Origin of the sequence: Raineya orbicola (genome assembly GCF_002843425.1) — a bacterium.
Taxonomy (GTDB): domain Bacteria; phylum Bacteroidota; class Bacteroidia; order Cytophagales; family Thermonemataceae; genus Raineya; species Raineya orbicola.
Map to the genome: position 1 here is coordinate 91,291 of NZ_NKXO01000001.1, position 24,121 is coordinate 115,411.

Consider the following 24,121-nt stretch of genomic DNA (forward strand, 5'->3'; position numbering starts at 1 on the left):
ATTGCTTTAAGGCTCAAAGGCTATTTCTCAAGCCTTAACTTCTAATCTTTAACTTTTTTCGTTCAATTTCTATGCCAATACACATTTTAGCGATAGAATCTTCTTGTGATGAAACATCTGCTTCCGTGGCACAAGATAGCAAAATTCTTTCAAATATCATAGCCAGTCAAGAAATTCACCAAAAATATGGTGGAGTAGTGCCTGAACTTGCTTCGCGTGAGCATCAAAAAAATATTGTAGCGGTCGTAGAAGCGGCTCTGCAAGAAGCCAAAGTCAGCAAAAACGAATTAAATGCAATTGCTTTCACACGTGGTCCTGGGCTTTTAGGCTCGCTTTTGGTTGGTGTTTCTTTTGCCAAGGCAATGGCTTTGGCTTTGGATATTCCTCTTATAGAGGTCAATCATATGCAGGCACACGTGCTTGCTCATTTTATTGATGAGCCTCAACCTACTTTTCCGTTTTTATGCCTTACGGTTAGTGGGGGACACACGCAAATTGTTTGGGTAAAAGACTATCTGCAAATGGAGATTTTAGGCGAAACCCAAGATGATGCCGTAGGCGAAGCCTTTGATAAAACTGCTAAACTGCTCGGTTTGCCTTATCCTGGGGGTCCTTTGATTGATAAATTTGCGAAAAATGGTAATCCTTTGGCTTTTAGTTTTCCTAAAAGCGAAATGCCTCATTTAGATTTTTCTTTCAGCGGGATAAAAACGGCTATTTTGTATTTTTTGCAAAGGCAAACTGCTCAAAACCCCAAATTTATTGAGGAAAACTTACCTGATATTTGTGCCAGTGTTCAGCATACACTTGTAGAAATGCTTTTGGATAAATTGCGAAAAGCCGCTCAAGCAATGAATTGCTCACAAATTGCTATTGCAGGAGGAGTTTCGGCAAATTCGTATTTGCGAAAAAGGTTGCAAGAAGAAGCAGAGAAAAATAATTGGCAGGTATTTATTCCTGCTTTTCAGTATTGCACGGATAACGCCGCAATGATTGCCATAGCCGCTTATTACAAATATCTGCAAAAAGATTTTTGCCCGCAAAACGTAGGAGCTTTGGCAAGATGGGAGTTTTAGTTACCCCCTCCCATCATCTCTTTGGCTTCACGCTCACGCATACGGCGTTTCTCTTGCTCTACTTTTTTGATTTTTTCAGCTTTGATTTGCTCGGGAGGTTTTTGTCCCGTTCCTTTGCAACGCAAGCAAGGAAGTACCCCCGAACCATTACACTTGTGGCAAAGCCCCGAACCTTTGCAAACACGGCACTTGCCGTCAGTACATTCAGGACAACCCTCTAAGTGTTCAAATTTGAGATAGTCGGCTTTTTCTTTAAGTTTCATTGTGCCATCTGTGCAATAAATACACCTTCTTGCTCCGAACTTCGTATCTTTACAATAAGGACATTTTTCAGAACTTTTACCTTCTTTTATATCTTTGCAAAAAGGACAGGCAACTGCACCCTTGTACATAGTGCCATCGCAATGAATACATTTCTGATACCCTTTACAAGCGGAACATTTACCGCTGTAACAATACAAACCATCGCAGGCTCTATCGTGTTTGTAGCCTTTGCAACGTGGGCAAGTGGAGTCTATTACAATAGATTGCTCTATCATTTGCTCCAAAGTGAGCATAGATAGAGAGTCGTTTTGAGGTTTGGGAGGTTTGTAGGGTTTTACGATTTTATTTTTTTTGGTTGTATCTTTTTGAACTTTTTGTTCAGGTTTGGTAGTGGTATTTTTTTGAGAAGTAGGTTTGTTGGAGTTTGTTTTAGGGTCTTTCACATTAGGTTTGCCTTGATTGGGTTTTTGTACTTGCCCCCAAGCAAATTGAATAAGCAAACAAAAAATAAAAGAATATGTGTAAGTTTTCATAAATGCAGTTTTGACAAAAATATCAAATTCCCAAGACTTATCCTAATGCTTTTTTGATTTTTTCGGCGTTTTCAATAACATCAGTTACATCAATACTAAGCCCTGTGATACCAATAATTTGGTTGTGCTCGTCGTAGGTAGGCTGATAGGCTACTTTCCAATATTTGCCGTCCAGTTTTAGAACATCAACCAAACTTTCACCCCGCAAAGCTCGTCGTATATTTTCAATAGCTTTGGGGTTTTTCTCAAAAAATTCAAAAGCGTTGCGAGTTTTTAATTTTTTAGCTTGTAAGCCCATAGCTTTCAGGGCGTATTTGCTTGGTAAGATAAAAAAGCCTTTCTTATCAATAACAAATGGTACAATGTGTTCGTTGTTGATGATTTGTTTCAAACGAAAGTTTTCTTCCTTGATGCTCAAATGCTCATCAACTAAACGCTCTCCGATTTTTTCTAATAGTTCAAAATCTTCCATAAAAGGTTTTGCGTTGTATTTAACTCTGCAAAATAAAAAAAAATACATCAATCAATAAACATTCATTGATGTTTTTTTGAAAAACACTTTATTCAAGGCTTTTGTTCGTTACAAACTCCAATAATTCATCTGCTTGATTTTCTTGCGAAAACTACCTTTAATATCTACAAAAAGCGTTTTTTCCTTTGCCCAAGCTAAAAAGTCAGACTCTTGCAAAGCTAAGTAATTTTGATGATTGACCGCTACTACAATGACATCATATTTACCTTGTGGCTTGGTTTGTAATTGTAACCCATATTCGTGAAAGAACTCTTTCTCATCAGCCATATAATCAACAGCGTGAGCTTGCAAGCCAAATTCTTGTAATTCTTTGATAATATCTACTACTTTGGTATTGCGAATATCACTTACATTTTCTTTGAAAGTAACCCCCAAAATCAGCACTCTTGCCTCCTGCGGGTTAATGCCCTGTTGAATGATTTTCTGCACTATTTTTTTTGCAATATAAGCACCCATTCCGTCATTGATAGCTCTACCGCTTAAAATGACAGCAGGCGTGTAACCCAATTCTTTGGCTTTGTAAGTGAGATAATACGGATCTACTCCTATGCAATGCCCTCCAACAAGTCCAGGAACAAATTTGAGAAAATTCCACTTTGTACCCGCCGCCGCCAGCACTTCGTAGGTGTTGATTTGCATTTTGTCAAAAATAATAGAAAGCTCATTCATTAAAGCGATGTTCAAATCTCTTTGGGTGTTTTCAATGATTTTTGCCGCTTCGGCAACTTTGATACTACTTGCCCTATGCACGCCTACACGTACTACCAATTCATAGACTTGGGCTATTTGCTCCAAACTTTCTTCATCACAACCCGAAACTACTTTGACAATATTTTCCAAAGTGTGTTCCTTATCGCCTGGGTTGATTCGTTCAGGGGAGTAACCTACCTTGAAATCTTCGCAAAATTTCAGATTTGAGTATTTTTCTAAAATCGGAACGCAATCCTCTTCGGTACAGCCCGGATATACCGTAGATTCAAAAACTACGTAATCCCCTTTTTTCAAAACTTTTCCTACGCTTTCCGAAGCGGAAAGTAGCGGTTTCAAATCGGGTTGGCAGTGTTCGTCAATGGGAGTGGGTACAGCTACAATGAAAAATTGAGCCTTACGTAAATCCTCTAAATGATGTGTAAATTCAATGTCGCAATTTTCAAAGGCTTGTGGAGGTAGCTCTCGGCTAGGGTCTTGATGATTTTTGAGCATAGCAATACGCTCTGCATTGATATCAAAGCCAATAACTTTCAATTTTTTAGCAAAAGCCAAAGCTATCGGAAGCCCTACATAACCTAAACCAATAACAGCCAAATTTGCTTTTTTAGCAAGAAGTTGTTCGTAAATACTCATATTTGTTTTTTGAAGTTTGATGAGGTTTATCGTATCATTTTTTCAATAGGGACAACCAAAATGCCCTCTGCTCCTGCGGCTTTGAGGCTCTCTATTATCTCCCAAAAATCATCTTCGTGAATAACCGAATGCACCGAACACCAATCCTCAATTGCTAATGGCAACACGGTAGGGCTTTTCATTCCGGGTAAAATTTCTACAATCTTACCCAAAGCATTTTTAGGGGCATTGAGCAAGATGTATTTATTTTTTTTGGCATTCTGAACGGCGTGTATGCGAAAAAGCAGTTTTTCCAGAATTTTCTGCTTTTCGGTGGAAATATTTGGGTTGCCAATTAGCACTGCTTCTGAATGAAAAACTACCTCTACTTCTTTCAAACCATTGCTCATCAGGGTACTACCCGAGCTGACAATATCACAAATAGCTTCTGCCAAGCCAATGCTCGGAGCTATTTCTACTGAGCCACTAATTTCGTGAATACGAGCCGAAATTTGGTGCTTTTGTAAAAAATTGCTTAAAATGCGAGGGTAAGAAGTGGCAATATCAATGCCTTGCAAGTCCTGTAAGCCTTTGTATTCTTTTCCTTTGGGAACAGCCACTGAAAGCCTACATTTAGAAAAGCCCAAACGCTCAATAAGGCGTACTTCTTGGTTTTTTTCAACCATTACATTTTCGCCAATAATGCCAATATCAGCCACTCCATCAGCTACGTAGCCGGGTATGTCATCATCTCGTAAAAAGAGAAATTCGGCGGGAAAATTACTTGCTTCGGATTTGAGCTTGCCTGTGCCATTCTGAAAATCAATGCCACATTCTTTGATAAGAGCCAAAGAACTTTCGCTCAATCGCCCTGACTTTTGTAATGCGATGCGTAAAATACTCATAGCGAGGTATATTGATTTAGTTGTAAATGTTTAGAAGGTTTTAGGTTTAATGGTTTGAAGTTCAAAAGTTTTAAGTTCAAAAAAAAAACAAAATTTTTGCTGAAAGTCCTAAATACTTTCAAGCAAACGCACAAAATTAAGTATATCTTGTAGAATTGCAAAAAATTGTAAATTGCAAGGCAATTGAGAAACCTATGAATACACCTATTTTCAAGACTGCTGAAACGCTTTTGCCCGTCATAGTGCAAGATTTTTACACACAAAAGGTACTTATGCTCGGCTATATGAATGAAGAAGCCTATCAGAAAACACACACAGAGGGCATAGTAACCTTTTTTAGCCGAAGCAAGCAAAGACTATGGACAAAAGGGGAAACTTCAGGAAATTTTCTGAAAGTGAAAGAAATACGCATAGATTGCGACCAAGATACTATTCTTATCAAAGCTGAACCACAAGGCGTCGTTTGCCATACAGGAGCAGATACTTGCTTTGATGAGCAAAATAAAAGCAATTTGCATTTTTTGGAATACTTGCAAAATATAATTCGGGAACGTAAAAATCAAATTCCTGAAACATCTTATACTGCTTCGCTTTTTGCCAAAGGTATCAATAAAATTGCTCAAAAAGTTGGCGAAGAAGCGGTAGAATTGATTATTGAAGCCAAAGACACAAATCAAGACCTTTTTTTAGGTGAAGCCGCTGATTTGCTATTTCATTTTTTAGTGCTTTTGGAAGCGAAAAATCTTTCTTTCAGCCAAGTCATTGAAGTTTTAGAAAAAAGGCATCTTAAAAAAACGCAATGATTTTTTTCGTTTTTTTGAGTTTTTTTACATTTTTGAACCCTAATCAAATCCAAAATTTTTGAAGCGATGAAGTTATTAGAAAACAAAGTAGCCCTCATTACAGGGGCATCCAAAGGCATTGGCAGAGCCATAGCCAAAGAATTTGCCAAACAAGGAGCAAAAGTAGCTTTTACGTACCTTTCAAGTGTAGAAAAAGGACAGGCATTAGAGGCTGAACTACAAGCTGAAGGCGTTTCTGCCAAAGGGTATCGTTCCGATGCCTCTGACTACAAACAAGCTGAAGAACTCGTAAATCAAGTTTTGCAAGATTTTGGCACAATTGATATTTTAGTCAATAATGCGGGTATCACCCAAGACGGCTTACTTTTACGTATGACCGAAGAGCAATGGGATAAAGTTATCAATATCAACCTAAAATCTGTTTTCAACCTTACCAAAGCGGTTTTGAAACCTATGATGAAAGCCAAAAATGGCTCTATTATCAATATTACTTCGGTGGTGGGTATTCGGGGCAATGCAGGGCAAGCTAATTATGCTTCTTCTAAAGCAGGAATTATTGGCTTTACAAAATCAGTGGCTTTGGAACTCGGTTCTCGCAATATTCGCTCTAATGCTGTGGCTCCGGGTTTTATAGAAACAGAAATGACCCACGAACTTGCCAACAAAGAAGAATGGCTCAATCAAATCCCGCTGAAAAGAGGAGGTAAAGCAGAGGAAGTAGCTCAAACTTGCGTATTTTTAGCCTCTGATATGTCTTCTTATATCACAGGGCAAGTAATTCAGGTAGATGGGGGTATGCTTACATAAAGGTTGTTTTTTTGTATCTGAAATTTAAAGTTTCTTTTGTGGCGAATTTATACGAAGTTGCTCTACATTTAGCAGAAGGCATTGGTGGCGTAATAGCTCGCAGGTTACTGGCTCGTTTCGGCACAGCAGAAGAGATTTTTAGAGCGAAAAAAAGCCAAATTCTCAAAGTAGAAGGCATTGGAAACAAACTTGGAGAAGAACTTTTTCAAAAACAATCTCAACTGCTGAAAAATGCTGAAAAAGAGCTTCAAAATGCTCAAAAGCTAAATGTAGAGCTAATTTTTTTTACAGACAGCTGCTATCCTGTGCGTTTGAAGCAAACTGACGATGCCCCTATTTTGCTGTATCAGAAAGGTACAACTTCTTTGAACGAAGATAGGCACATTGCTATCGTAGGCACGCGTAGTGCAACGCAATATGGCAGAGAGTTTATTGAGCAATTTATGACGGAAATCAAGCCATACAATCCGCTTATTATTAGCGGAATGGCGTATGGTATTGATATTACAGCTCATAGAGAGGCACTGAAAAATAAACTTTTTACCATTGGCGTTATGGCAAATGGTTTGGATACGGTGTATCCTGCTGTTCATAAGGCTACTGCTTTACAAATGCTTGAAAATGAAGGGGCTTTAGTTTCAGAAACTCCTCTTTATACCAAATTAGACCCTCGTAGGTTTCCAGCCCGAAATCGTATTATTGCGGCACTCGCCGACTTGGTTTTAGTGGTTGAAAGTAAAAAGAAGGGGGGAGCATTAGTAACGGCTCAATATGCCAACGATTACAATCGGGAGGTGGGAGCAGTGCCGGGGAATATTTGGCAAGAAACCTCGCAGGGTTGTCATTGGCTCATTCGTAAAAATTTAGCTCATTTGATTACTTCGGCAAGTGATATAGCCGAAATTATGAATTGGGATATTGCCAAAAAACGTGAGCAAAAGATAGCTTTCAAAACTTTGGAAAACTTGCAACTCTCTGAAAAAGAAAAAGTTATCTTAAACTTACTTTCAGAACGCAATCAGGCAACTATTGATGAGATGAGTTTGGCTTTATCTTTTTCGCTTAATGAACTCGCAGTAGTGCTTTTAGACTTGGAAATGAAAGATTTAATCAATGCTTTGCCGGGCAAACGATTTACTCTTAAAAAATCTCTTGTATGAGCAGTTATGCAGTAACTTCTCCGCTTATTCCTGATGAGCCTGTAAAACCTGTTCAAACACTTTCAGTGGCTAAAATTGTAGAAAGTTATCAAAAGAGTTTTGGCATTGATGTACAAAGCTACTTTCGCAATTTGCAAGAAATACAAATCTGGGAAGGGGAAAATTCACTTCTAAATTTTTATTTTCCAACTATTGCAGGAGATGAAAAATTCTATGCCGAAATATCACAAAAATATGTAGGTTACTACCAAACTTGGAAGTGGGAACACGAAATAGCAAGGCAATTTGTAAAAAAACAGCAGAAGGTTTTAGAAATTGGTTGTGGGAATGGGTATTTTTTAGAAAAAATTAAAGCCGATAAGTGTGCAGAAGTTTGGGGTTAGGAGTTTAATCCCAATGCCATTGAGTCTGCTCAAAAAAAAGATTTGCAAATAAATGCAGAAATGATTGAGAATTTTTGCCAAAACAACCCTGAAAAATTTGATGTGTTGTGTGCTTTTCAAGTACTGGAACACGTGACTAATCCAAAAACGTTCTTGGAAAGTTCCTTAAAAACATTGAAAAAAGGTGGATATTTGTGTATAGGTGTTCCTAATAACGACTCATATTTATACGCCAAAGATACTTATCAAACCTTAAACTTACCGCCTTATCATACTTTACTTTGGCGAGAGGCTTCACTGAAATACGTAGCTCAAATGTTTGATTTGCTGGTACAATTTTTCAAAGAACCTGTTAAACCTACGCATAAAAGTTTAGCATACAGGTTATGGTTACAAGAAAAACTACCTTTTGGAACAAATATAATTTGGCAAGCAACTCGTTGGCTCGTAAAAAGGTTGCCTATTTTGCCCTACGGAGGAACAATTGTTGCAGTTTATCAAAAAAAATAGCAAAATGAAATTGTGTGTAGTTTATCCTAATCGCTACAATAAATTTGAAACCTTTATTAGAAATCATATTCAATACTTAAAGCCTGATTATGGTCTTACGGGCGGTTGGTGGGCGTATAAAGAGCCTGACGGCAAAAGCCTTTTCGGTGGTGTATGGACAGAGCCTATAAGAGTTTTGCTAAAAAGATTTTTCCCAGCTTGGTATGATAAAATTTACACATATTTTTTGGTGAAGTTTTTACGGAAAAACAAAATTACTCATTTGCTTGCGGAATATGGTATTACGGGGGTTAGGGTAATGCGAGCTTGCCAGAAAGTAAATGTTGCCTTGATTGTTCATTTTCACGGCTTTGATGCATCTAATTACAAAATTTTGCAAGAGTTTGCATTTGAGTATCAAGAAATGTTTAGGATAGCAAAAAGAATTGTGGTAGTTTCGGAAGATATGAAAAACACTCTCATTAGGCTGAATGCTCCTGAAAGTAAAATTTTTAATATTCCTTATGGAATAAATTATGAACTATTTACGCCCAAAATCAACTATCTGAATACCAAAATAATTATTTCCGTGGGCAGATTAACCGCTAAAAAATCTCCTATTCTTAACATTAAAGCCTTTAATGAGGTTTTAAGGGTTTTTCCCGAAGCTCAATTTTGGATAGTAGGTGAGGGAGAACTTCGCAAAGAAGCAGAAGATTTGGTAAAATCTTTGGGTATTGAAAGAAATGTAAAATTTTGTGGCTATCAAACTCCCAATCAGATTATAGAGCTTTTGCATAAAGCTGATGTATTTATTCAGCATTCCATTACTGATACCAGAGGAGATACAGAAGGTACGCCCAATACAATTTTAGAGGCTTCTTGTGTGGGCTTGCCTGTGGTAAGCACCTTTCACGCAGGTATCAAACAAGCGATAGAACACGAAAAAACAGGCTTTTTGGTATCAGAAGGAGATTATCTCAAAATGGCTGAATATATGATTTATTTGCTTCAAAACCCGCAAAAGGCAGAAGAAATGGGCAAAAAAGGGCGAGAAAAAATCGTAAAAGAATATAATCTGGCTTTACAAATAGAAAAACTGCAAAAAGCTATCTTTGAGTAGTTTCATTTACACAAGCATCTATGTAGGTAAAAACAAGGTTAGAAGCCAATCGGGCGGTGCGGTCGTCGGTATCGTGTTTGGGAGAAAGCTCGGCAATATCAAAAGCAAGAACTTTGCCTGTTTGAGCAATGAAGCGTATTAGGTCGGTAACAATAGTAGGGTAAATACCTAAACCATTCAAAGCACTTACGCCCGGTGCGTAAGAAGCCGAAAAAACATCTAAACACACGCTTACATACAAAAAATCTTGCTTTTCAATGAAAGCAGAAAGTTGCTTGTAAATATCTTGAATAAACATAAAATCCATTTTCTCGGAAGTAATATACTCTACGCCCCAATCGTGAGCAGTTTGAAAAAGTTTAGGAGTATTACTTACCTTTTGTACACCTAAAACAAAATAAGAAAATTCTTCGTTGCTTGCTTTTCTATCTTGTGCTATTTGTAGAAAAGAAGTTCCTGAAGTGGATTGTTTTTGAGGATTTTCACGCATATCAAAATGGGCATCAAAATTGATAATACCTAATTTGCGTGAGTATTGTGTTTGCAAAAATTTCTTAACACCCAAATAATGTCCCCAAGCTATTTCGTGTCCGCCACCTATCAAAATACTTTTATAGCCTGAATATAAAATCTTAAAAACTTTTTCTCCTAAAAAATTTTGAGCTTCTTCTAAAAATTTGGCAAGACAAAAAACATCTCCACCATCTACCAAAATAGTATTATTACCAAAATGCCAAGGTAAATTAGAAAGGTGTACTCGCATTTGAACAGGACCTTCTACGGCACCAACTCTTCCTTGATTACGTCTTACGCCTTCATCGGAGCAAAATCCAAGTATAGTAAAGCCTTTGCTTGTACCAAGCAGTCGGGGTAATTTATCTACTTCCTCTAAATTGATACGCTCTACTTTTTGGTGCCATCTTGCTCCTAATTCGCCATCAATAAGCATATCATCTCTGCCTGTCCAATTTTTTTTATTTGGTTTGCGATACATAGAGAGTTAAAGGTTTTACTCAAAATGATATGGTTTTATTTCTTGGTAATTTATATTTCAAATACAAAAGTAACAAACTTCTGCAATGCACAATTAAGATTTTTTTACAAAAATGTTCAAATTCTTTTTCGTAACAAAAAAAACTACTATTTTTGATAGCCTACTTTGAATTTGAAACTGCAAAATTTTGTGAGCAATGAAAGTAAAATCTTGGAGTATCAGACGAATTACTGCTTTTTTCTTCTTTCTCGCTGTGGTACTGATAGCGATTGGTTATAGCCTTGTGTTACTTTCGGGCTTTTTGCTTAGGCAAGATGCCGCCCGAGTGGATCTTTCTCGTGAGGCAGAAAAGATACTTGGACAGATGCCTTACCGAGCGGGGCTTGTGATTGGTGGCGATGCAGAAAATAAACTTGCTCTGCAAAACCTGATTATGGAGTATGATGATAAATTGGATATTCTTTCCAAAGGACGAAAAGTAGTCATTTTTACCAATGAGGTTACTATTAAACCTGTATCAGGAACAAAGCAAATTGTAAAATTCAACAAACTTCGTGATGATTGGCAACTTTATAAGAAAAATCTCAACATAATTCTTAATGAGGTTGTTGAAATAGATAGCACTGTCATAAAATCGGCTACCAAGCAGGAAAAAGTAAATGATACACTTATCAAGGAAATTCCTGTGGCTATAAAAGCAATTGAAAAGGTAGAAAATCCGACCGTGCAGAAGGCTTATATCAATATGGTAGAAACAACTGCCAATATTCAAAATGTTCATAATGAACTCACAACGCTTTTCATTGCTGAATATACAGCAACGCAATCGGGTATTCAAGTTACTATTTTTTTTATCATTGTTCTATTAGTTGCTTTTCTATTAGTGGGGTATGTGTTTTTCAGCAATCGCTTCATCAAACCTTTGGATAAAGTAGCGGTAGTTACCCAAGAAATCGCATCGGGAGATGTAAATCAAAAGGTTATTTATGATAGAAAAGATGAAATTGGAGTGCTTGCTACCAACATCAATATGCTTGCTAGTAACCTGAAACGTACTTCTGAATTTGCAAAAAATATCGGCGAAGGTAAATTTGAATATCCTTTTCAAGCTCGCAGTCAGAAAGATGTTTTGGGCTTTGCTCTCTTGAATATGCGTGAAAACCTTTTGAGAGTAGCCGAAGAAGACCGCCGTCGCAACTGGGCAAACGAAGGTTTTACGCTTTTTGTAAATATTTTGCGTGAAAATTATGAAAACCTAAACGACCTTGCGTATGCCGTAATTTCCAACCTCGTCAAGTATGTAAAGGCAGAGCAAGGGGGGCTTTTCTTAATGGTGGAAGATAAAAATGAAAACAAATTTTTAGAACTCAAAGCCGCCTATGCTTACAATCGTAGAAAATATGAAGAAGCTCGCATAGAAGTAGGACAGGGGCTTGTAGGGCAAGCAGTTTTGGAAAAAGATATTTTACATTTGGACAAACTCCCCGAAGACTATACGAAAATCAGTTCGGGTTTGGGTGATGCTCCCCCACGTCATCTCTTGGTTGTTCCTTTGCTCTATAATAATGAGGCTTATGGAGCTATTGAGATAGCTTCCTTCAAGCATTTTGAAGATTATGAAATAGCTTTTATTGAAAAACTTTCCGAAAATATTGCTTCTACTTTTGCTTCTGTACAGAATACACAAAAAACGAAAACGCTTCTTTTGGAATCGCAGCAGGCAACAGAGCAGTTGCGTACTCAGGAGGAAGTTATGAGAGCCAACCTCGCAGAACTGGAAAGAGCCCAAAAAGAAGCTGAAAGAAGCCAAAGAGAACTTGAAAAAATGAAGGAAAACTTGGAGCAACAAATCCAAGAACAAACGCTTGAACTTCGTGAAAAAGAGGCTCAACTATCAGAGGCTTTACGCTTAGCTTCACTTGCTCCTTGGCAGTTAGATGTAAGAAATAAAATGATTATTGCCACCGACGAACTCTATGAACTTTTACGTACCAGTAAAGATTTGGAAGGAGGCTATCGTATGCCTTCGGCGAAGTTTATAGAGAAATTTATTGTGGAAAAGGATATAGAACTTGTAAATTCAAAAATTGCGGAAGCGATTAAGTCAAAAGACCCTAACTATGAAAGCACCTTTGAGTACCAAATGAAGCGTGCTAATGGTGATATCAGAGATGTGGTGATTTCGGTAAAACGTATTTTAGAACCCAATTCTGATAGAACTGCCATTGTCTATGGTACAATGCAGGATATTACTCGCCAAAAACGTATAGAAGAGCAAATTCGTATTCAAAGAGATGCCCTTGAAAAACAACAAATTGAACAACAAAAGTTTGTGGCAATGGTGGAAAATGCCACTGACTTTGTAATTATGATGAACCCTAATGAGGAAATCATTTATGCCAACAAAGTAGGACAGCAACTCTTTGGAGCAGATAATTATCTTTCCAAACGTCTGTATTTCAAAAACTTTTTCTCTGAAAAAAATTGGGAAAAAGTACAAAAAGAGGTTATTCCAAGTGTGAAAAGCAATGGTTTTTGGGAAGGAGAATTAGAAATGATTAACCTGAAAACCAATGAAGTTGCTTTTATGAGTGGTAACATTGTAGCTATTAAAAATGCACAAGGTGATATTACGGCGATTGCTACTATTATGCGTGATGTTACAGAAAAGCAAAAAATGCTTCACGAAATTGAGGAGAGCAACTCGCGTATGAAAGCTATCTTGGATAGCACTACTGATGAAATTTACTCCATAGATAAAAACTTTAATATTCTTTCTTTCAACGAGAAATGGGCGGAATTTATACTGAACGAAACAGGCAAACGCCCCCAAGTAGGAATGAACCTATTTAACGATTTTGAGTTCAAGCGTCAGGAACTACCTCAATTACTCAAAGAGCAATTCACGCGTCTTTTTGAACAAGGGGCATTTTCTTTTACCGAGGGTTTTAAGGTTTTTGAAAAGAAAAAGGTAAAAGTGAAAGGAAAAGAAGTAGAACAAGAAGTTTTGAAAGATGAATATTTCTTTCAGCGTTACTATAATCCACTATACGATGCCGAAGGAAATGTGGTAGGTGGAGTTTCTTTTACCCAAGATATTACTCCTATCAAAAAAGTGGAATTACAAATTCAGCGAAGCGAAAACCGCCTCAAAGCCATTGCAGACTCTACTCACGAAGCCATTATCATTCACGAAAAAGGTTATATTCGGGAAGTAAATACTGCTTTTACTAAAATTACAGGTTATGGAGCAGATGAAGTTGCAGGGCAATATCTGTTTAACTTCTTTGCACCTGAAACCAAAGCTCTCTCGGTTATCAATATGCAACTTGGTTATGACAAGCCTTATGAAGGAGTGCTTATCCGTAAAGATGGCTTGGAAGTACCCATAGAAATTCACGGAAGGGTAGTTGCTTTTGAAGATCAGCGTATCCGTATTTTTGCCATTCGTGACATTTCGGAGCAAAAGGCTTTCAGTAATGCCTTACAAAAATCCAAAGATACTTTACAGAAAATCATTGATACACTGCCGCAAAGTGTTTTTTGGAAGGATAAAGAGTCTAAATTTTTGGGTTGCAATCGCCGTTTTCTGCAAATGGTAGGAGCTAAAAATGTTGAGGATATTATCGGAAAAACAGATTTAGATATATGGACAAGCCAAGAAGAAGCTGAAATGTATATCCGTAGCGATAAAAAAGTTATGGAAACGGGCGTTCCCGAACTTGACGTACTTCAAACGCGTGTGCTTGCTAATGGACAAACTGCTTGGCTCAAAGTGAGTAAAGTGCCTTTTCAAGATGCCGAAGGAAATATTATCGGAATTATTGGCACATACCAAGATGTAACCGAACAGAAAAAAGCAGAGGAGAACATTCTTGCCAGTAAAGAGCGTTTGCGTAAGCAAATTGAAACTCTCACCTTGCTTGGCTCTCAGAAACTGCAAGAAGTGGGTATCAAAGAGTATGCCGCCGAAATCAACAAAGCTATTGCTGAAACCCTTGCTATTCCCAGAGTGAGTATCTGGGAGTTTAAGAATGGTTCTCTAAATTGCATAGATTTGTTTGTGAAGGAAGATAATGCCCATTTAGAAGGTATGCAAATGTCGCAAGATCAGTTCCCTGTTTTCTTTGAAAATCTTTACAAGGAAAGTTGCATCATTGCCTACCCTGCACAAATTAGCCCTATGACCAAAGAGCTAACTCCTACCTATTTGGCAGAAGCAAGCATTACATCTATGCTCATTTATCCTATTCGTGTGGGCAACAAGCTCAAAGGTATGCTTACTTGTGAGCATATACGTACCCCACGCGAATGGACGTTAGAGGAGCAAAGTTTCATTACTTCTATGCTTGATTTGGTAATGCTCAAAATGGAAGAGACCGAAAAAACCGTGGTAGTAGAATACAATTCCGATAAAACTTTCGTTATTAGTGAGCAAATTATTGAAAAATCCAAAGAAAGCATTTTGGCGGTTGATGAAGATGAGAGAATTGTGCTTTTCAATACCAAAATGGAAGTGATTTTTCATAATTTGTACGGTATTACTATCAAAAAAGGTATGCCTTGGACAAGCCTCTTTGAAAGTGATGCCGATGACCTCGCTCACATACGCAAAGACTGGTATCACGCTATCCAAACCCGACAGCCCTACGAAACAGAGCATATTTTTGGCAAAGGAGAGAAGCGTAGTAAATTGCGTTATATGATTGAACCAATTGTAGTGGATAATATGCTTGCGGGTGTTGCTCTTTATGTAAGACGTGGTAGTGCCTTGCTTACTATTGAACGCTAAAAACTTGATACAAAATGTTGATTTCTTTCAGAATAAAAACCTAAAAAATTATGAAAAAATATCTTTTTCTTGCGGTTTGGTTATTCGTGAGCTATGGAGTTATGGCTCAGGACCTAGAAAATGCTAAAAAAGAAGTAAGTAAAAAAATGTTTAAGCAAAATATTGTTGCTCCTGATTTTGAACTTAAAAATTTAGAGGGCAAGAATGTAAAACTCTCTGACTTGAAAGGCAAAGTAGTGGTTTTAGATTTTTGGGCTACTTGGTGCGGACCTTGCGTGGCATCTTTTCCAGGTATGAAAAAAGCCTCCGATAAGTACAAAAACGATAAAAACGTGGTATTTTTATTTATTGCCACCAGTGAAGAGCCTCGCAATCGTACTGAACGCCTCAAAAGATTTATTGAAAAGAAAAAATATGATTTCAATGTACTTATTGATGATAATGATGCCGTAGCGGCTAAATTTGGGGTAATGGGTATTCCTATGAAATTTGTGGTAGATACACAAGGAAACATACGTTTTGCTTCGGAAGGTTTCAATGGCTCTACGGATAACACTGCTCTTGAAATAGAAGCAATGATAGAACTTGCAAAGACAGGAAAGTAATGTTATGCAACTTGAAACTAAAATTTCTGCTCAAGATTATTTGCTTGCTGAAAGTCAGAGAGAAATTAAGCACGAATTTTATGCAGGTGAGATAATTGCTATGGCCGGGGCAAGTCCTAACCATAACCTCATTGTGAGCAATCTAATATTTTTATTGAATAGTTGCCTTCGCTATAAAGACTGCATCGTTTTTCCAAGTGATATGCTCGTGAAAGTGCCTGAATGTGAAAGCTATTTTTATCCTGATGTGATAATAGTTTGTCAAAAGCCTGAATATGAGGAACATCAAGGGCTTTCTGTCTTGCTCAACCCAAGCATAGTGATAGAGGTGCTTTCACCCACAACGGCATTACGAGATAACAATGAGAAATTAGAATGTTATTTGAGTTTGGCAAGTTTGCGGGAGTATCATTTGGTTGATAGTCGAAAAATGCGAATTAAAAGTTATAGACGGGCAGGGGAAGATTGGCTTTTGCATATTAGCCAAAATTTTGATGAAAAAATTTCTGTGGGCGATTGTGAAATAGAGTTAAAGGAAATTTACTGGAAAGTTGAGTTTTAATAAAGTAATTCGCTTACTTATATTCATATGCAGCTAATAGATAATCGTTATTACATTCAAAATGTAGATGTACTTTCGCTTTGTGAGCAATTTGGCACGCCATTGTACGTGTATGATGCCGAAAAAATGCAAAGTCAGGTAGAAACCCTGCAAAATGCCTTTGCAAGCGTAAAAATGAAAATTAAATATGCTTGCAAGGCTCTAAATAATATTTCGGTGCTGAAACTTTTCAAACATTATGGTACAGGGTTAGATACAGTCTCAATTCAAGAAGTGCATTTAGGCTTAAAAGCAGGATTTGAACCACAAGAAATTATTTTTACGCCCAATTGCGTAAGTTTTGAGGAAATTCAGGAGGCAGTAAGTTTGGGGGTAGTCATTAACATTGATAATATTTCTATTTTAGAGCAATTTGGGCATATTTATGGAAGTTCTGTTCCTTGTTGTATAAGGTTCAATCCGCATATTTTGGCGGGAGGAAATCACAAAATTTCCACAGGACACATTGACTCCAAGTTTGGCATTTCTGTTTTGCAAAGCAGGCATCTTTTGCGAGTTATCAAAACCTACAATATTCGGGTTACGGGTTTGCATATGCATACAGGTTCAGATATTGTTGATGCTGATGTCTTTTTGCAGGGAGCTAATATTCTTTTTGATTTAGCCCCTGATTTTCCTGATTTGGAATTTATGGATTTTGGTAGCGGTTTCAAAGTTGCCTACAAAGAAGGAGATATTACTACGGATATTGAGGATTTAGGAAAAAAATTAAGCACAGCTTTTCAGAAATTTTGCCGTAATTATGGTAAAGAATTAGAATTGTGGTTTGAGCCGGGGAAATTTTTAGTCAGTGAAGCGGGAGTTTTGTTAGTTAAGACGAATGTTATCAAAACTACCCCTGCCACGGTGTTTGTGGGCGTGAATTCAGGCTTAAATCATCTGATTCGCCCTATGATGTACGATGCTTATCACGAAATTGTGAATGTATCCAATCCATTTGCTCCCCAAAGAGTTTATACCGTAGTGGGCTATATCTGCGAAACGGATACTTTCGGCTGGGATAGAAAGCTCAACGAAGTGCGAGAAAATGATATTTTGGCTATCAAAAATGCAGGGGCATATGGTTTTACGATGAGTTCGCAATACAATGCTCGTACTCGCCCCGCCGAAGTGTTGATTTTTGAAGGCGAGCCTTATCTCATTCGTAAAGCTGAAACATTGGACGATATTCTCAAAAATCAAGTTGAAATCAATTTTGAGCAAATAGTTCAAAACTTACAAGAAATTTGATTTTTCCAAAACTCAAAACTATATGAAACACATCAGTCTTGTTTTTCTTTTGTGCATTTTTATGAAAGCAAAAAGTCAGAATTTACAACCTATTGCTCCCAAAGCGGCTATCAAACCCAAAGAACTTATCACACACGGACACAAACGCATTGATAACTACTATTGGCTCAATGAAAGAGAAAATCCCGAAGTAATTGCTTATCTGAAAGCAGAAAACGAATATTTAGAGCAAATGCTTGCACCCAGTAAGGTTTTGAGAGAAAAACTATTTGAAGAAATCAAAGGTCGCATCAAAGAAGATGATGAAAGTTTGCCTTACAAATACAAAGGTTATTACTACTACACACGTTTTGAAAAAGGCAAAGAGTATGCTATCAATTGTCGCAAAAAAGGCACTTTGCAAGCCAAAGAAGAAATTCTCATAGACCAAAACGAGCTTGCCAAAGGCAAGAAATATTTTGCTTTGGGGGCATTGAGTATTTCTACGAACAATCAAATTATGGCTTATGCCACTGATACTGTGGGTAGGCGTATTTACAATATCTATTTCAAAGACCTTTCCACAGGCAAAAATCTACCTGATGTAATTCAGAATGTTACAGGGAATATTGTTTGGGCAAATGATAATAAAACGCTTTTTTACAGCCGTCAGGATTTGCAAACCTTGCGTTCTTTTCAAATCTATAAGCATACGCTTGGCTCGGATAGCAGTAAAGATGAGCTCATTTATGAGGAAAAAGATGTACAATTTAGCTGTTACCTTGGCAAAAGTAAATCTGAAAAATATTTAATGATTATTTCCAGCAGTACTCTTTCCAGCGAAACTCGCTATTTAGACGCTGATAAACCCAATGGTTCTTTCAAAGTATTTTTACCCCGCCAAAAAGACCATTTATACAGCGTTTCGCATTTTGAGGATAAATTTTACATTGTAACCAATCTCAATGCCCCCAATTTCAAACTTATGGAAACTGCTATCAAGAAAACTGATGATGTTTCGGCTTGGAAAGAAGTGATAGGGCATAGGAAAGATGTTTTCTTGGAAGATATTGAAATTTTCAAAGATTTTTTGGTGGTAAGTGAGCGAAAAGCGGGGCTTTTGAATTTGCGTGTTATCCGTTGGAAAGATAAAAGTGAGCATTATCTTGATTTTGGTGAGCCTGCCTACACGGCTTATGTTTCTGTAAATCCCGATTTTGATAGCAAAATTTTGCGATACGGATACACCTCTTTTTCTACTCCTAATTCTATTTACGACTATGATATGGAAAAACGCACCAAAAAACTGATGAAACAGCAAGAAGTTTTAGGAGGAAAATTTGACCCCAAAAATTACATTACTGAAAGAATTTACGTAGAAGCTCGTGATGGTGCAAAAATTCCAGTTTCTATTGTATATCATAAAAATACCAAAAAAGATGGCTCTGCACCACTTTTGCAATATGCCTATGGTTCGTATGGGGCAAGTATGGACGTTTATTTCAGTTATTCACGTTTGAGCTTGTTGGATAGGGGCTTCATTTACGCTTTGTGTCATATCAGAGGCGGTCAAGAAATGGGGCGTGCTTGGTACGATAACGGCAAGATGTTCAAAAAGAAAAACACCTTTTATGATTTTATTGACTGCTCTATTTATTTACTTGAAAACAAATACACTTCCAAAGACCGACTCTTTGCCGAAGGAGGCAGTGCAGGAGGTTTGCTAATGGGAGCAGTGGCTAATATGCGTCCTGATTTGTATAAGGGGATTATTGCCAAAGTACCTTTTGTTGATGTAGTTACCACTATGCTTGATGAAAGCATACCCCTCACAACAGGTGAATTTGATGAGTGGGGTAATCCTAAAAATATTGATAGCTACATTTATATGCTTTCTTATTCGCCTTACGACCAAGTAGAGCCTCAAAAATATCCTCATATGCTTGTTACCACAGGTTTGCACGATTCGCAGGTGCAGTATTGGGAGCCTGCTAAATGGGTAGCCAAATTGCGAACTATGAAAACCGACAATAATATGCTTTTGCTTTATACTAATATGGATGCAGGACACGGCGGAGCATCAGGTAGATTTCAAGCTATCAAGGAAACAGCACTCAATTATGCCTTTATGTTTCAGATTTTAGGAATAAAGGAGTAAAACGAACAGAATTGCAAAAAATAAAAAATGCCTTCGTGATAAACGAAGGCATTTGATTTAAGTTTCTTTTCAAGAAACTCGTGTAGTTCGCTGTTCTATGCGTTTTTCGTAATGTTTGCCGTGATAGATGTAATCTACGTAAATGCCCGGTGTATGGATATAATTAGGGTCTAATTCGCCTTCGGGAACGAGTTCTTCTACTTCGGCGATAGTAACTTTGGCGGCGGTTGCCATCATAGGATTGAAATTGCGGGCAGTACCTTTGTAAATCAAATTTCCTGCGGTATCGCCTTTCCAAGCCTTCACGAGGGCAAAATCGGCTTTGAGCCAACGCTCCATAAGGTATAATTTGCCATCAAATTCTCTTACTTCTTTACCTTCGGCAACTTCGGTACCTACCCCCGCAGGTGTAAAAAATGCAGGAATACCCGCTCCACCTGCCCTGATTCGCTCTGCCAAGGTACCTTGCGGAATAAGTTCTACCTCCAATTCACCACTGAGAAGTTGTCTTTCAAATTCTTCATTTTCGCCCACATACGAAGAAATCATTTTCTTCACTTGGCGTGTTTTCAGAAGCAAACCAATGCCAAAATCATCAACTCCCGCATTGTTGGAAATGCAAGTCAGATTTTTCACACCACTTTTCAGAAGTGCCGCAATGCTATGTTCGGGTATGCCACACAAACCAAAACCACCTAACATCAATACTGCTCCATCAGGAATTTTGGCAATAACTTCGTCTAAATTCGTTATGACTTTATTTACCATACACTTTCTTGTTTGCAAGCAAAACTAAAAAAATTATTTTTTACCTCAAAAAAAATTTACTTTTATGCGATGTAATGATACACGTTGATTTATTACCTTTTCTGGTGTGTAGAGTAAGTATAGTTATTCATCTATTTTTTGGAAATTTGACAAAATATACGTATTATTGCTTGCAATTTTTTAGATTAAAATTTTGTAAATCTTTATGGATAAACAACAAATAAAAGCAAAAAAGCAGGCGATTCTTGACCTGATAAGAGACTTTTGTGCCAAAAAACTAGACGAGGAATATATGGAACTCGCCGAAAAGGTTCTACAAAAACTTGGACGCAAACGAAAAGTACCTTTTACAACAGGAAAATCAGAAGTATGGGCGGCGGGGATTATTAATGCACTCGGTACAATCAATTTTTTGTTTGATAAATCTTTTGAGCCTTATGTTTCATTAGATGAGATTAACAATTATTTTGGTACTAGTAAATCAACGACCGCAAGCAAATCTAGGCAAATCCGAGATATGCTGAATTTGAATCATTTTAGTGATGAATTTTTAACACAGCGAATAAAGGAACTCAATCCATTTACTAATCTTGTGATGGTTGATGGTTTTATAGTTCCCTTGCAAATGTTGCCCGAAGAGCATCAAAAAATCGTAAAAGAAGCACGAGCAATGGGTATGGATATTTCATTTACAACTACGCCAGAACCAGAATCAGAAGAATAATAGGAGCAACAACAACAGCTGTGTAATCATAAAAATAATGGGTTATACTAAAACAAAATTGATTTTGGTAAAAATAGCATAAAACTTACATTGAGATTAGGCAAACCATTAAAAAATTGAGAAATTTTTAGCTTTGCAACTTATTTTTATGATGAGTTACGAAACAATATCTGAAAAAATTGAACTTGAAATAGAACTGATATTTGAGGAGTTACGGTCGGGAATTTCTGAAAGGGAAGATAGTAGGGCTTTTGGAGCTATGATTGAGAAGCGAATAACAGAGAATTGGGAAAGAATTTGTTCTAATTTGGGTTATCAGGCAGTTAAAATACCGGGTAGAAGAACAATCTTTGATTTTGCTTGTAGCATAGAAAATAAACTTTTTGGATTTGATGTAAAAACCAAAGATCTTGACTCTACAAGATATTCTGATGGTGGTGTTTGTGCAGTGGGGAATCTTCTTAAATTTCTTGCAAATGACAAGGGGGTTTTTATGATTATTGAATTTGGTCACGACAAATCAACTACTAAAAATAATAGCAGGGATATTGAATATATTCGGGTAGCTCCACTTCATTGTTTGCCTGAAAATACCTATCGTATTGAAAACTTAGGTACTGGGCAGGTAAGGCTAAACTATACAATTAATCAAGTATGGGACGAAATTGACTGGGGCAGGTCTTACAACGATTTTTTTGACATTTTTTGTAATCTTGCAATAACTCACTATAAGAGGGTGAAAGCTGACGCAGAAAAAAGAATTAAATCAATAGAACAATTCAAGAATGGAGGATATCAAAACTTTAGATTTGTTAGATAAAGAACTAAAAATTGGTGATATTTTTACTCCTCTCAGATGGGCTGAATTCGCCATTGAAAAGTTTAATCTATTTCAAAAATGGCTCAATGGTGCGTCTGTATTTGACCCTACTATGGGAGAGGGTAATTTATTAGAAGCCTTAATAACGTATGGTATAGCAAAAGGTTTTACAATAGATAAACTTCCAACCAATAAACTTTTTGGCAATGAACTGAATACTCACTATTTCAATCGGGCTTTGAATAAGTTTAATGTCAAGTATGGTTTGGATATGTCTAAAAACTTCACAAACGAAGATTTTTTGCGATTAAAACCTCAAAAGTATGATATTATTTTTGGTAATCCGCCTTGGCAAAACTTTGTTGATTTGCCAACGGGTTACAAACAGCGAATAAAAAGTTACTTTTTTGAATTTGATTTAGTTGGAAATAGTCAAAGTTTATTATTAGGCGGAAGTAGAATAGATATATCAGCACTTATCATTCAAATTGCGATTAAAGACTTCTTAAAGCAAAACGGGGAGGCTATCATATTTATACCACTTTCTTTATTATTAAATGATGGAGCAAATAGAAATTTTAGAACGTATAGTGTTGGGGAAGTAAAATATTGTGTTAGTAGTGTTTTTGATTTTAACGATGAAGAAGTATTTGATGGAATATCAACACGTTATGGTCTTAGTCATTTTATTCGTGATAGGGAAAGCCATTTTCCAATACCTTATTTCAGAAATGAAAAAGGCTCTTGGAATAAATATATTGCTAAACCAATTTTTCATCAAACAGACCCTTTAAGTATCATCTCTGATGAAACAGAACATCATTTTGAAGATATCCAACCTATAACGATAAAACGCGAGTCAATGCCAAGGCAGGGAGTTAATACCTGCGGTGCGAATGATGTTTATTTCTTTGATAACCTCGTAGAGGTGGATGAAAAACTATCTTGTGTTTCTAATAAGACTAAAAGCAGTGTTTTTTTACCTAAGAAGTTCTTGTTTCCTCTCATCACATCAAAAGATTTCAAAACAAATTCTGAGTTTCCTTCCAAATGGGTTCTTTTACCTTACAACAGCAATGGAAAACCTTTAGAATGGGAACAAATTCAAAAGTTTCCTGAGCTAATGCTTTACCTTGAAGCAAACAAGGATCTTTTACAAAGCAGAAAAGGGGTAATGCTTAATGCTTTACTTAAACGTGGCTATTGGTGGGCTATGTTGGGGGTGGGAGAGTATAATTTTTTCCCTTACAAAGTGGTATGGGAAGCTTACGGTATGACCAGCTTTAATCCCAAAATTTTTGAAGGTAACTGGCAAGCTAACCAATCTTTGCAGGCATTTATCCCTGTTATGACCTTATCGGAAGCCGAGAGAATACAATTGCAATTATCAGAAAAAAGAATAGAAAATTACCTACGTTCCCTAAAAATGGAAGGGACGATGAATTGGGCACAACCAGGAAAAATAAAGAAGATAATCAAATACGAAGATGAAATTTTAAACTTATTCTGAAAGACTTATGGCAATATATTATATTAACGTGAGTTAAGCGGCAATATCTTGAAAAAGTTCAAAATTTGTAAGTAGATTTTTTTCTTGAAAATCTCTAATAGTGGGCTTTTTATCTAGGAATTTGTAGGCAATAATTCCAGACCACAAATTGACCAGAAAGTTTTTAGGACTTCTATGCCTTGTGTGTTCAATTTGACACACGTTTTTGAGTGTGTCAATCACTGCTTCAATTAAACCTCTTTTAGCGAGGAAGTATTGCTCTTGTTGGCTCAACTTTTCAGGTTTCATATTTTTGCGAACTTTGGTAATCAACTTTACTTTTTTTTCCTGAAAATAGGGTTTGAGTTGGGTGATATAGCCTTTATCTCCGTAAAAATTCCCTTCCAGTCCTGATAATAGTTCCATAAGCACCTTCTCATTATTATCCGCTTTATTGCCCGAAGTAAGTAGTATTCGCACAATTTCGCCTCTTTGATTACAAATCAAGTGTAATTTGAAACCAAAAAAGAAGCCCATACTGT

At 36.9% G+C, this 24,121-nt stretch carries 22 protein-coding genes; 15 read left to right on the forward strand and 7 right to left on the reverse strand.

All coding sequences use genetic code 11. The annotated features are described in order from the left end of the window. Positions 1-71: 71 nt before the first annotated feature. Positions 72-1,076, forward strand: coding sequence for a tRNA (adenosine(37)-N6)-threonylcarbamoyltransferase complex transferase subunit TsaD (gene tsaD, locus Rain11_RS00430; protein WP_101357342.1), 1,005 nt, complete (start codon positions 72-74; stop codon positions 1,074-1,076). Here tsaD and Rain11_RS00435 read toward each other — a convergent pair. The 4 genes from Rain11_RS00435 to hisG form a co-directional block, all read right to left on the reverse strand. After that, the gene (locus tag Rain11_RS00435; protein WP_101357343.1) at positions 1,073-1,873 is read right to left on the reverse strand and encodes a hypothetical protein; all 801 of its coding nucleotides are present in this window, start codon (positions 1,871-1,873) and stop codon (positions 1,073-1,075) included. The genes tsaD and Rain11_RS00435 overlap by 4 nt on opposite strands. A gap of 37 nt (positions 1,874-1,910) precedes the next feature. Further along, positions 1,911-2,345, reverse strand: coding sequence for a PAS domain S-box protein (locus Rain11_RS00440; protein WP_165778043.1), 435 nt, complete (start codon positions 2,343-2,345; stop codon positions 1,911-1,913). Positions 2,346-2,453: 108 nt separating this feature from the next. After that, complete coding sequence (locus tag Rain11_RS00445; protein WP_207764401.1) at positions 2,454-3,749, reverse strand: nucleotide sugar dehydrogenase; 1,296 nt, start codon at positions 3,747-3,749, stop codon at positions 2,454-2,456. A gap of 26 nt (positions 3,750-3,775) precedes the next feature. Continuing rightward, complete coding sequence (gene hisG / locus Rain11_RS00450; protein WP_101357345.1) at positions 3,776-4,633, reverse strand: ATP phosphoribosyltransferase; 858 nt, start codon at positions 4,631-4,633, stop codon at positions 3,776-3,778. Between the two features lie 194 nt (positions 4,634-4,827). Between hisG and hisIE the strand changes: the two genes are divergently transcribed. The 6 genes from hisIE to Rain11_RS00480 all read left to right on the forward strand — a co-directional run bounded on the left by hisIE (position 4,828) and on the right by Rain11_RS00480 (position 9,398). Further along, positions 4,828-5,436: a bifunctional phosphoribosyl-AMP cyclohydrolase/phosphoribosyl-ATP diphosphatase HisIE gene (gene hisIE, locus Rain11_RS00455; RefSeq protein ID WP_101357375.1), complete on the forward strand. Its 609-nt coding sequence runs from the start codon at positions 4,828-4,830 to the stop codon at positions 5,434-5,436. A gap of 66 nt (positions 5,437-5,502) precedes the next feature. Beyond that, positions 5,503-6,243, forward strand: a complete 741-nt coding sequence (gene fabG, locus Rain11_RS00460; protein ID WP_101357346.1) for a 3-oxoacyl-[acyl-carrier-protein] reductase — start codon at positions 5,503-5,505, stop codon at positions 6,241-6,243. A gap of 38 nt (positions 6,244-6,281) precedes the next feature. Then, positions 6,282-7,403: a DNA-processing protein DprA gene (gene dprA, locus Rain11_RS00465; protein ID WP_101357376.1), complete on the forward strand. Its 1,122-nt coding sequence runs from the start codon at positions 6,282-6,284 to the stop codon at positions 7,401-7,403. Continuing rightward, entirely contained in the window at positions 7,400-7,786 is a 387-nt protein-coding gene (locus Rain11_RS00470) for a methyltransferase domain-containing protein (RefSeq protein WP_101357347.1), read from the forward strand. The genes dprA and Rain11_RS00470 overlap by 4 nt, the downstream gene beginning before the upstream one ends. Before the next feature lie 18 nt (positions 7,787-7,804). After that, positions 7,805-8,296, forward strand: a complete 492-nt coding sequence (locus tag Rain11_RS00475) for a methyltransferase domain-containing protein (protein WP_101357348.1) — start codon at positions 7,805-7,807, stop codon at positions 8,294-8,296. Positions 8,297-8,300: 4 nt separating this feature from the next. Further along, on the forward strand, positions 8,301-9,398 hold the full coding sequence (locus Rain11_RS00480; protein ID WP_133121452.1) for a glycosyltransferase: 1,098 nt from the start codon (positions 8,301-8,303) through the stop codon (positions 9,396-9,398). Here Rain11_RS00480 and hutG read toward each other — a convergent pair. Next, complete coding sequence (gene hutG, locus Rain11_RS00485; RefSeq protein ID WP_101357350.1) at positions 9,385-10,392, reverse strand: formimidoylglutamase; 1,008 nt, start codon at positions 10,390-10,392, stop codon at positions 9,385-9,387. The genes Rain11_RS00480 and hutG overlap by 14 nt on opposite strands. A gap of 196 nt (positions 10,393-10,588) precedes the next feature. Between hutG and Rain11_RS00490 the strand changes: the two genes are divergently transcribed. From Rain11_RS00490 to Rain11_RS00510, 5 genes are read left to right on the forward strand one after another with little or no spacing between them, the layout of a single operon-like run. Continuing rightward, the gene (locus tag Rain11_RS00490) at positions 10,589-15,184 is read left to right on the forward strand and encodes a PAS domain S-box protein (protein ID WP_101357351.1); all 4,596 of its coding nucleotides are present in this window, start codon (positions 10,589-10,591) and stop codon (positions 15,182-15,184) included. A gap of 50 nt (positions 15,185-15,234) precedes the next feature. Further along, positions 15,235-15,789 (forward strand): peroxiredoxin family protein, encoded by a 555-nt coding sequence (locus tag Rain11_RS00495; protein ID WP_101357352.1) that lies wholly within the window; start codon positions 15,235-15,237, stop codon positions 15,787-15,789. A gap of 4 nt (positions 15,790-15,793) precedes the next feature. Then, a complete protein-coding gene (locus tag Rain11_RS00500; protein ID WP_101357353.1) occupies positions 15,794-16,351 on the forward strand; it encodes a Uma2 family endonuclease in 558 nt (185 codons plus the stop codon). A gap of 27 nt (positions 16,352-16,378) precedes the next feature. Further along, positions 16,379-17,641: a diaminopimelate decarboxylase gene (gene lysA / locus Rain11_RS00505; protein WP_101357354.1), complete on the forward strand. Its 1,263-nt coding sequence runs from the start codon at positions 16,379-16,381 to the stop codon at positions 17,639-17,641. Positions 17,642-17,663: 22 nt separating this feature from the next. Next, a complete protein-coding gene (locus Rain11_RS00510; RefSeq protein WP_101357355.1) occupies positions 17,664-19,778 on the forward strand; it encodes a S9 family peptidase in 2,115 nt (704 codons plus the stop codon). A gap of 69 nt (positions 19,779-19,847) precedes the next feature. Here the strand turns inward: Rain11_RS00510 and Rain11_RS00515 are convergent, their stop codons facing one another. Then, complete coding sequence (locus Rain11_RS00515; RefSeq protein WP_101357356.1) at positions 19,848-20,546, reverse strand: CoA transferase subunit A; 699 nt, start codon at positions 20,544-20,546, stop codon at positions 19,848-19,850. A 205-nt stretch (positions 20,547-20,751) separates the two neighbouring features. Between Rain11_RS00515 and Rain11_RS00520 the strand changes: the two genes are divergently transcribed. From Rain11_RS00520 to Rain11_RS00530, 3 genes are all read left to right on the forward strand, one after another. After that, positions 20,752-21,270, forward strand: a complete 519-nt coding sequence (locus Rain11_RS00520; RefSeq protein ID WP_101357357.1) for a DUF6398 domain-containing protein — start codon at positions 20,752-20,754, stop codon at positions 21,268-21,270. A gap of 148 nt (positions 21,271-21,418) precedes the next feature. Then, entirely contained in the window at positions 21,419-22,090 is a 672-nt protein-coding gene (locus tag Rain11_RS00525) for a hypothetical protein (protein WP_101357358.1), read from the forward strand. Continuing rightward, positions 22,056-23,600, forward strand: a complete 1,545-nt coding sequence (locus Rain11_RS00530) for an Eco57I restriction-modification methylase domain-containing protein (RefSeq protein ID WP_101357359.1) — start codon at positions 22,056-22,058, stop codon at positions 23,598-23,600. The genes Rain11_RS00525 and Rain11_RS00530 overlap by 35 nt, the downstream gene beginning before the upstream one ends. 33 nt (positions 23,601-23,633) lie before the next feature. Here the strand turns inward: Rain11_RS00530 and Rain11_RS00535 are convergent. After that, positions 23,634-24,121, reverse strand: a 488-nt coding sequence (locus tag Rain11_RS00535) for an IS982 family transposase (protein WP_133121453.1), incomplete at its 5' end; no start/stop codon positions are given.